This is a genomic window from Micromonospora sp. BL1 (assembly GCF_003667485.1).
Taxonomy (GTDB): Bacteria; Actinomycetota; Actinomycetes; order Mycobacteriales; family Micromonosporaceae; genus Micromonospora; species Micromonospora tulbaghiae.
Genome location: NZ_RCVK01000041.1, coordinates 1 through 541, shown reverse-complemented (window position 1 = coordinate 541; position 541 = coordinate 1). Strand labels below are relative to the sequence as shown.

Sequence of the window (541 nt, the reverse complement as noted above, 5' to 3'; positions counted from 1 at the left end):
GGCCTTGCTCCACATGCCGTGCGCGATCGGGCGCGGGAAACCGAACAGCCGCGCGCCCAGCTTCGAGGTGTGGATCGGGTTGTGGTCGCCGGAGACGCGCGCGTAGTCCGTACCCACCCGGGGCGTCACCCGCCACCGCGCCGAGGAGTCCGGCGGCGCCGGGCGGTCACCCCGGTCGCGCCGCGGGCCGCCGCCCGCGGCGCGCTCCTTCCCGAGGTACGTGGACACGCCGCGCCACACCTCCTCGCCGCCGATCGTTCCGACCAGCACCACGTCGAGCTGGCGGCCCCGCTCGTGCGGGCGCAGGTTCTCCGCGTACGTGTGGAAGTCGACGCGCTCGCCGGCCTCGACCGGCCGGTGCACGGTGATCCGGTTGGCGACGTGCACCACGCCGGTCAGCGGGATCGGGAAGCCCGGACCCGTCATCAGCCGCAGCGACAGCGGGAATCCGAGCACGTGCAGGTACGTCGCCGGCAGCCGGTCGGTCAGCCGGAACCCGCACACCCGGTCGTAGTCCGCCAGATGCCCCTGGTCCACCGAG

Annotated in this window: 1 protein-coding gene; it reads right to left on the bottom strand. The window is 74.3% G+C overall.

Going from position 1 to position 541, the window contains the following annotated elements; genetic code table 11:
• The coding region (locus EAD96_RS00185) for a MaoC/PaaZ C-terminal domain-containing protein (protein WP_255498947.1) at nucleotides 1–541 on the bottom strand (541 nt) is incomplete at both ends.